Origin of the sequence: Agarivorans sp. (assembly GCF_050295395.1) — a bacterium.
Classification (GTDB): domain Bacteria; phylum Pseudomonadota; class Gammaproteobacteria; order Enterobacterales; family Celerinatantimonadaceae; genus Agarivorans.
Window position 1 is genome coordinate 1 of the sequence record NZ_JBNKPP010000020.1, and the last position, 9,204, is coordinate 9,204.

General features: G+C 46.1%; 8 protein-coding genes and 1 tRNA gene. 5 read left to right on the top strand and 4 right to left on the bottom strand.

Features of this window, described 5'->3' with window-relative positions; translation table 11 throughout:
- The first annotated feature begins 61 nt into the window (after positions 1-61).
- Positions 62-138 (top strand) — tRNA-Asp (locus ACQY6Q_RS01440).
- Between the two features lie 58 nt (positions 139-196).
- Here ACQY6Q_RS01440 and ACQY6Q_RS01445 read toward each other — a convergent pair.
- Positions 197-1,732 (bottom strand): HD domain-containing phosphohydrolase, encoded by a 1,536-nt coding sequence (locus ACQY6Q_RS01445; protein WP_427977010.1) that lies wholly within the window; start codon positions 1,730-1,732, stop codon positions 197-199.
- A 129-nt stretch (positions 1,733-1,861) separates the two neighbouring features.
- A complete protein-coding gene (fadE, locus tag ACQY6Q_RS01450) occupies positions 1,862-4,333 on the bottom strand; it encodes an acyl-CoA dehydrogenase FadE (RefSeq protein WP_427977013.1) in 2,472 nt (823 codons plus the stop codon).
- A gap of 216 nt (positions 4,334-4,549) precedes the next feature.
- Between fadE and lpcA the strand changes: the two genes are divergently transcribed.
- Positions 4,550-5,125: a D-sedoheptulose 7-phosphate isomerase gene (lpcA, locus tag ACQY6Q_RS01455; protein ID WP_427977015.1), complete on the top strand. Its 576-nt coding sequence runs from the start codon at positions 4,550-4,552 to the stop codon at positions 5,123-5,125.
- 37 nt (positions 5,126-5,162) lie between these two features.
- Positions 5,163-5,927, top strand: coding sequence for a class II glutamine amidotransferase (locus tag ACQY6Q_RS01460; protein ID WP_427977018.1), 765 nt, complete (start codon positions 5,163-5,165; stop codon positions 5,925-5,927).
- A gap of 23 nt (positions 5,928-5,950) precedes the next feature.
- Here ACQY6Q_RS01460 and purN read toward each other — a convergent pair whose 3' ends face one another.
- Both purN and purM read right to left on the bottom strand, forming a co-directional pair.
- Positions 5,951-6,595, bottom strand: a complete 645-nt coding sequence (purN, locus tag ACQY6Q_RS01465; protein WP_427977024.1) for a phosphoribosylglycinamide formyltransferase — start codon at positions 6,593-6,595, stop codon at positions 5,951-5,953.
- Positions 6,596-6,599: 4 nt separating this feature from the next.
- Positions 6,600-7,640 (bottom strand): phosphoribosylformylglycinamidine cyclo-ligase, encoded by a 1,041-nt coding sequence (gene purM / locus ACQY6Q_RS01470; RefSeq protein ID WP_427977020.1) that lies wholly within the window; start codon positions 7,638-7,640, stop codon positions 6,600-6,602.
- A gap of 173 nt (positions 7,641-7,813) precedes the next feature.
- On the opposite strand from purM, the gene upp reads away from it, so the two are divergent.
- A complete protein-coding gene (upp, locus tag ACQY6Q_RS01475) occupies positions 7,814-8,440 on the top strand; it encodes a uracil phosphoribosyltransferase (RefSeq protein WP_055734686.1) in 627 nt (208 codons plus the stop codon).
- A 39-nt stretch (positions 8,441-8,479) separates the two neighbouring features.
- A partial coding sequence (locus ACQY6Q_RS01480) for a DUF2066 domain-containing protein (RefSeq protein WP_427977022.1) occupies positions 8,480-9,204 on the top strand: 725 nt, incomplete at its 3' end.

Here is a 9,204-nt window from a genome sequence, read left to right on the forward strand (position 1 = left end):
GCGGGTTCGAGTCCCGTCCACTCCGCCAGCATTGAATAAAACTTGTGACTTTAGTATATGCGGAGTGGTAGTTCAGTTGGTTAGAATACCGGCCTGTCACGCCGGGGGTCGCGGGTTCGAGTCCCGTCCACTCCGCCACTACTAAGCAAGGCCTCGTTAAACGAGGTTTTTTTGTCCGATATTTAGCAAAGCCTTGCTACAATCGATCCTGATACTTTTCTCTAATTGCCACAAAGTCAGCTAAATTTTCCAAGAGTATATCGACCAATTGCGGATCAAATTGCTTAGCCCGCTGCTGTTTTAGGTAGTTAATAATCTCTTGCTCTGTCCAAGCTTCCTTATAGCAACGTTTGCTCGCTAAGGCGTCAAATACATCGGCAATTGCGGTTAAACGGCCACTCAGAGGGATTTGTTCGCCTTTCAGACCCTTGGGGTAGCCACTGCCATCCCATTTCTCATGATGAGAGCCTGCGATTTCAGCGGCTAATTGCAGTACTTCGATATTTGAGCCATCCAGCATCTTTTCGCCAATAGCAGCATGGGTTTGCATGATTTCCCATTCGTCGGGCTCAAGTTTACCGGGTTTATGCAAAATCGCATCGGGGATGGCCACCTTTCCCACATCGTGTAGCGGCGCTGCCAATTTTAGCTGTTCAATGGTTAATTCGGGCAACCCTAGTTGTTCGGCTAATAGTGCGGTAAAAAGGGCTACTCGGCGTACATGCATACCTGATTCTTTGGAGCGAGTTTCAACAATTTCCCCCAAACGGTACAGCACTTCTTTTTGATTGGTATGGATTAGCTCGTTGAGGCGAATGTTCTCTAAAGCCACCACGATGTTTTCGCTGAGCAACTTGGTGAAATGTTGATCCGCTTGGCTGAATGGGGCGGTTCGAGTGACGTAAAACAGTAAATTGTAAGCTCTGTTTTCACAGTAGATAACCAAGGCATTATCGGCAAATACATGTCGCTTACCATTTATTGCCTCACTGAACAGTTGTTGCTGATCCGCAGGAAAGTCACAGAGCTGCTGTGGAGTGGGGGCTGCTGTTTGTTTTCCGCCATGATAGGCGAGTAGCTGTAATTGCGTCTCATGGATTTGATAGGCATATTGTTCTACTTGGTAGAGACGACTATCTTCCAGATTCAGTACCGCTGCTAGGTGCTCTAGTACTCCCTCAACAAAGGTAAATAAGGCATTTTTCTCGAAGATACCTCTAGAGGCTTTAACTACTTTCTCCAAGCCTTTTTTGTGTTTTTCTAAAGCGCAGATGTCACGATAGGAACGTAGACTAGCACGGATTAGTGTGCGCAACTTTTGTGAAGTAAGCTCGGTTTTGTCTTTGTAATCGTTGATGTCATAGTTTTCTACTACTTCATCTTCTGGCGCTTGCCCTGGCTGCCCGGTACGCAGTACGATGCGCACACTTTGGTTATTTAGTTGTTCTCGAATATAGCGTACTAAACATAGGCCAGCGTCATCGGTTTCCATCACCACATCTAACAAAATTAAAGCGATATCAGGATGTTGTTGGAGTTGCTCTTTGGCTTGTTGCGCTGAGTTGGCGTGAAGAAACTGAATGGATTTATTATCGAAAACAAATTGAGACAAGGTCATGTTGGTGATGTGGTGAACCTCGGGTTCATCATCAACAATCAGCAACTTCCATTGTTCGGTTAAGAGGCTGGACTCGGTGCTGGAGTCATCTACGAGAAAGATGTCGTCACTCATTGGCTTTCCATGCTGAGATTTTATTTAAGTAAAGAGTATTTTGGAAATAAATTCAATGCCTTGTTTGGCTTAAGTAAAAAAAAGCGAAGCAGTTAGCTTCGCTTTTTAGAGTGTGGCTTGGTGGTTAAATTAAGCTACTGAATCCCAACTGGAATGACTACCTTGAGGCTGAGCAGGGCGGTTTTCTAGTTGTTGATGATCGAAGTCATCGACATTGATGGCCGCTAGGCGCCCTTGTTCGGTGCGTTTCATTAACTGCGCTTCCTCAGGGCTCAATACTCCTAAGTGGAGGCCTTGTTCGGCCAATTTGTCTAGTTGGGTGAACGGGCGTTTTTCACCTAAAGCCTGACAAACCCTGTCGTAAAGCGCCTCACAGGCCAGCACGTCTTCTAAAGTTTGCTCTAATTCACCGTATACATTGCCCGCTACTCGGCTGTCGAAACGACCTTGGCCGAGTCGGTCACGGGTTTCACTGGGTTGTTGTAAAATACGCGCTAGGGTGTGGTCTAATTGATCACTTGGCGCATGTAGTGGCTTGCCTAGTGGGAACAAGACCCAATGCATAAATTTACCGACCAACTTATTCGGGAAGTTCAGCAATAGCTCATCGAGAGCGGTTTGTAGCTGGAATAGTGCATCTTGCATACTCCAGTGAACCAAAGGTAAGTCTTCCGTTTTGCGGCCTTCATCGTCATAGCGTTTGAGTACCGCAGAGGCTAAATAAAGTTGGCTTAACATATCTCCTAAGCGAGCCGATACCCGTTCTTTACGTTTTAAGTTTCCACCCAAGGTGCCCATTGCAACATCTGACAGCAATGCTAGGTTGCTACTAAAGCGGGTGAGCTGCTTGTAATACACCGCGGTTTGGTCCGAGTAGGGGGCACTAACAAAGTTGTTGCCAGTAATACCAAACCAGAAGCTGCGTACAAAGTTGCTGAAAGCAAAGCCAAGGTGGCTAAATAGCGCCTTATCAAAGCTATCTAAGCCTCGATTAAAGTCTGGGTCCTGAGCAGCGGCCATTTCATTTAATACATAAGGGTGGCAGCGGATCGCCCCCTGACCATAAATAATCATACTGCGGGTGAGAATATTGGCGCCTTCTACGGTGATGGCAATAGGAGCCCCTTGATAGGCACGAGCGAGGAAGTTCTTAGGGCCTAAACAAATGCCTTTTCCGCCAACAATATCCATGGCATCAATACTCGCACGTTGGCCGCGGTGAGTGAGGTGATACTTGACGATGGCAGAGATCACCGAAGGTTTTTCGCCTAAATCGATGGCGCTCACAGTTAAGTCTGATGCTGCTCCCATTAAGTAGGCGTTACCGGCGAGGCGTGCTAGAGGCTCTTCAATGCCTTCCATTTTGCCAATTGGCAGTTTGAATTGACGACGGATCCGGGCGTAAGCACCGGTGGCTAGCGCGGCATTTTTAATCCCGCCAGTGGCACTGGAGGGAAGGGTGATGCCACGACCTACCGATAAACACTCTACCAACATGCGCCAACCCTGACCGGCCATTTCTTTTCCGCCAATAATGAAATCAATCGGCACAAATAAATCAGTGGCACGTGTTGGGCCATTCATGAAGGGTACGTTTAGCGGGAAGTGGCGACGGCCGACTTCGACACCTTCAATGTCGGTAGGAATTAAGGCGCAGGTAATACCTAGTTCTTTTTGCTCACCCAGCAAACCATCGGGATCGGAAAGCTTAAAGGCTAAACCAAGAATGGTCGCTACCGGAGCCAGCGTAATATAACGTTTGTTCCAAGTAATTCGCATGCCTAATACTTGCTCGCCTTGCCACTCGCCCATACATACTACGCCTGCATCGGGAATCGAACCGGCATCAGAGCCTGCTTCTGGGCTGGTAAGGGCAAAACAGGGAATTTCTTTACCTTCTGCCAAGCGCGGTAGGTAGTGGTCTTGCTGCTGCTTAGTACCGTAATGTTGCAATAGTTCACCAGGGCCAAGTGAGTTAGGAACCCCCACAGTACTGGATAATACCGCTGATACACCTGCCAGTTTTTGTAATACACAGGATTGTGCGTAGGCAGAGAATTCTAGGCCACCATATTGTTTCTTAATAATCATGGCGAAGAACTTGTGTTGCTTGAGAAAGTCCCAGATTTCTTCAGGGAGATCGGCCAACTCGTGAGTGATTTCCCAATCTCGGGTCATGGCACAAACTTGTTCAACCGGGCCATCTAAAAATGCTTGCTCTTCTGGACTTAAGCGAGGGGCTGGATAGCTGTGTAGTTTTTTCCAGTCTGGCGCGCCGCGAAATAGCTCGCCTTCCCACCAAGTTGTGCCCGCATCAATGGCTTCTTTTTCGGTGCGAGACATTTCTGGCATGATTTTTTTGAAGATCTTAAACAGCGGCTTAGAAATCAACTGCTGGCGCAGCGCTTTAAAATTCAATCCGCCAATGATTAACAGGTAAGCTAACCAAAACAATTGGCTAAAGGGACTAACAAAACTGTAAGCCACTAGTAGCCCGGTTAGTACCAAGCTAAAGGCTAATAACGAAGCTCTAAAGTAAGCTAATCCGCCCATTAACAGCAATCCAGCTATTAGCGCAAAAAGTGGAATGTAACTTTGCATCTGTATCTCCTTGAGTTTTATAAGAGGTCTGACCTCTTTGGGTTATTTGTAACGCAATGGTTAATAAAATTCAAGCTGTTTACAAAAAATCAACACGCTGACTTGTGTAATGGATGCTGAACAAAATACAATTTGAGCTATATAGAACACTGATCCTCAGCTAAAAAAACGTTATAGTGTGGGCCTAATAAGCCTCGCCCAGATAAGTGAACTTAAATGAAGAATTTGATTGTTGAAGAGTTACAAGAAGCCGCTCTGGTGTTAAATGCATTTATTGCGGATGAAAAGAACATTGCAGCCATTGAGCAAGCTGCGCGTTTGTTAGCCGATAGCTTCAAGCAACAAGGAAAAGTGTTGGCCTGTGGTAACGGTGGCTCACACTGTGATGCAATGCATTTTGCTGAAGAGCTAACCGGCCGTTATCGTGAAAATCGCCCGGCTTACCCGGCTATCGCGATTTCCGATCCTAGCCATCTATCTTGTGTTAGCAATGACTACGGTTATGAGTATGTGTTCTCACGTTATATTGAAGGCCTAGGTCAGCCCGGCGATGTGCTGTTCGGCATCAGTACTAGCGGCAACTCTGGTAATATTATTAAAGCGGTTGAAGCGGCCAAAGCCAAGGGTATGCAGGTGATTATTCTGTCGGGTAAAGATGGTGGTCAACTCGCTGGACAAGCTGATGTAGAAATAAGAGTACCGCATTTTGGCTTCGCCGACCGGATCCAAGAGATCCACATTAAGGTGATTCATATTCTCATCCAATTAATTGAAAAATACATGGCCGAGTAAGGGCTGAGTAATAATTCATTAGCTAGCGAGTAGTGGTATGTGTGAGTTATTAGGAATGAGTGCCAATGTTCCTACTGATATTTGTTTTTCGTTTACCGGCTTGGTACAACGTGGCGGGGTAACTGGCCCGCATGTAGACGGTTGGGGGATTACCTTCTATGAAGGAAAGGGCTGTCGTAGCTTTAAAGACCCGGCGCCCAGTTGTAAATCTAAAATCGCCGAGCTGGTACAGGCCTTTCCAATCAAAAGCCAAGCGGTTATTGGACATATTCGTCAGGCCAATCGCGGCAATGTATCCTTAGAAAACACCCATCCTTTTACTCGTGAGCTGTGGGGACAAAATTGGACCTATGCGCATAATGGTCAGTTAAAGGGTTATCGACAGTTGGATACTGGCTTTTTTCGTCCGGTTGGGCAAACCGATAGTGAACAAGCATTTTGTTGGATCTTGGAACAATTACGCCTGAAGTATCCGCGTAAACCAGCCAACATGCTGGCCATGTTTAAATTTATTGCTAGCCTTGCCGATCAGTTGCGAGAGAAGGGCGTGTTTAATATGTTGCTGAGTAACGGTGAGTATGTAATGGCTTACTGTTCCAGCAATTTACACTGGATTACTCGTCGAGCCCCCTTTGGTGAAGCGCAGTTGTCTGATGCCGATGTGACCATCGATTTTTGTAAAGAAACCACGCCGAATGATGTGGTGACAATGATTGCTACTCAGCCTTTAACCAGTAACGAGCGATGGCAAAAAATAGCCAGCGGTGAATATGTATTGTTTCGCGACGGAGAGTTGCAATAAAAAAAGCGCCAATGGCGCTTTTTTTAATTATTGGCGTAGCCACTGTCGGGCAACATCTGCCCATCTAGCCAAGCTCGGTCGGCTTTCATTTCTAGCCGTTGCTCAATAAACCAACTTACCACCAAGGGATAAATAGCATGCTCTTGAGCTTGCACTCTGGCGGCGAGTTCTTCGGTACTATCTTCTTCGAAAATAGGTACCTTGGCTTGCAGTACCACAGGACCTCCATCTAGCTCTGCGGTGACAAAGTGAACACTACAACCGTGTTCATCGTCGTTGGCATCAATGGCGCGCTGATGAGTATTAAGACCTTGATACTTGGGCAGCAACGAAGGATGAATATTTAGCATTTTGCCTTTAAAACGCTCAACAAAAGCTGGACTTAATATGCGCATAAAACCCGCCATTACAATTAAGTCTGCTTGTTGTTGTTCTATCTCATCGGCTAGCGCCAAGTCGTAGCTTTCTCTATCAGCATAATCTTTAGGATTAATAAAGACCGTGTTAATCGCTGCTTGTTGCGCACGTTCAAGGCCATAAGCATCGGCCTTGTTACTTATTACTGCGCTAATTGAAGCATTAATACGGCCTTCTTTGCAGGCATCTATAATGGCTTGCAGGTTAGTCCCTGAACCTGAAATGAGTACAACGATGTTGCGTGCCATTATCATCCTACTTAAATTCTACTTGGCCTTCGTTGTCAGCTACATTTTCAATGTGGCCAATCTTCCAAGCAGTTTCTCCGTGTTCAGCTAATAGCGCTAGAGCGCTCTCTACTTCAGCTTCCGGCAGGGCGATAACCATACCTACACCACAGTTAAAGGTGCGGTACATTTCTTCGCGAGCTACGTTGCCATGCTCTTGTAGCCAATTGAATACTTGTGGCCATTGCCAGCTGCTTTCGTCAACTACGGCTTTTGCTCCAGCAGGCAATACCCGTGGAATGTTTTCCCAGAAACCACCACCGGTGATGTGAGAAAGGGCATGAACTTCACACTGTTTAAGCAAGGCTAGTACCGATTTAACGTAAATTTTAGTAGGCGTTAATAAGGTTTCGCCTAAAGTGCTATCGCCTAGGGCTTGTTTTGGATCGGCGTTGGATACTTCCAAAATTTTGCGAATCAGCGAGTAACCGTTTGAGTGTGGGCCACTTGATGCTAAGGCGATTAGGGCATCGCCCGCAGTCACTTTGCTACCGTCGATGATTTGTGATTTTTCTACCACACCTACACAGAAGCCGGCGATGTCGTAATCGTCACCGTGGTACATGCCAGGCATTTCTGCAGTTTCACCACCAATTAGCGCACAGCCAGACTGCTCACAGCCTTGACCAATGCCTTTTACTACGTCGGCAGCGGTATCCACGTCTAACTTTCCAGTAGCGTAGTAGTCGAGGAAAAATAGCGGTTCTGCACCTTGTACTATAAGGTCGTTAACACACATCGCGACTAAATCGATACCTACGGTGTCGTGTTTTTCCAGATCAAGAGCAAGCCGTAACTTAGTACCTACGCCATCGGTACCAGCAACTAATACAGGCTCTTTATAACCAGTGGGCAATTGACATAATGCACCAAAGCCACCTAATCCACCCATCACTTCTGGGCGTTGCGTACGTTTACTTACACTTTTAATACGTTCTACTAATGCATTACCAGCTTCGATATCAACGCCAGCATCTTTATAACTCAGAGGGGTGTTTTGTTTGGTCACGGGATTACCTTGCAACGAACATGGAAAAAAATTTCGCGATATTTTAGCAGTGTTAGCCGCGCTGGAACAGTAATAAACGATAACTAAGACATTTTGTTGATTTTTGCTAACATATCCTGATTGAGGCTGAGCTAAACTATTGGCTCGCAAATCGTTAAACCAAAGGAATAAAAATGAAAGTTGTTGAAGTAAAGCACCCGTTAGTTCGTCATAAAATTGGACTAATGCGCGAAGCGGATATTAGCACTAAGCGTTTTCGTGAATTAGCCCGCGAGGTATCGGCGCTTTTAACCTATGAAGCAACAGCCAACTTGGCAGTAGAGCAAGTAACGATTGCGGGCTGGAATGGCCCAGTAACGGTAGAACAAATTAAAGGTAAAAAAGCCACTGTAGTGCCTATTTTGCGTGCCGGCTTAGGCATGATGGATGGTGTGTTGGAGCATATGCCTTCGGCTAAAACCAGTGTAGTAGGTATTTATCGTGATGAAGAAACTCTTGAACCTGTGCCTTATTTCCACAAGTTAGTGGGACAAATTGATGAGCGTTTAGCCTTGGTTGTTGACCCGATGTTGGCGACTGGCGGTTCAATGATCGCTACTATCGATTTATTAAAAGAACAAGGTTGTAAAGATATTGTGGTATTGGTTTTAGTGGCTGCGCCTGAAGGTTTGAAAGCGCTAGAAGCTGCGCATCCGGATTTGGTTCTGTATACTGCATCGATTGATGAAAAATTAAATGAACACGGCTATATTCTGCCTGGTTTAGGTGATGCCGGAGACAAGATCTTCGGTACTAAATAAACTGCTTTAAGCGGAATAGTTTAGCTTTAGGAGAGTGTAGTGATTAAAAAGTGCTTGTTAGTACTAAGTTTAGCCTTGCTGAGTTTACCCCTTAGGGCCTCATTGCTAAGCGATTTATATCGAGTTGAGGCCTCAGCCAGCGGTAATCAACAACAAGATCAACAACAAGCCTTTGAATTGTTAATTCTGCGCTTAACCGGAGATCCTACCAGCAAGGATGCACCGCTACTGGTGAAGGCGGGCAATAATATTCAGCCCTACATTCAGCAATTTTCTTATCGTGAAGACAGCATCTCGGTGTTGTTTAACGAAGCTAAAATTAATCAGCTGTTAATGCAGGCGCAATTGCGCTTATGGGGTAAGCAACGTCCCGACATTGTATTGTGGTATGCCAGTGAACAAGACTTTAATCGTCGGCTATTGGCCGATAGTTCACAACAGTCTTGGCTGGAAAATGGCCGTAAACAGGCGGCTTTGCTCGGCTTGCCTATTCGCCTGCCGGTAATGGACTTAGAAGATACTATGGCTCTCAGCGTGAACGATGTATGGGGTGGCTTTGATGGGCCTTTGTTAGCCGCCAGCCAACGCTACGCTGCACCTTTAGTATTAAGTTTTCGTCAATACCCGCAAGCTAATCAATGGCAGATCCAGTGGCGTTTGTTAGATAGTCAAAGTCAAACGGTACTCGACAATGGCGTAGTGCAAGCTCCTCTAGAGCAGGTGGCTGTTGCGGCGATGAACGATGTGGGGGCCCGCTTAGCAGA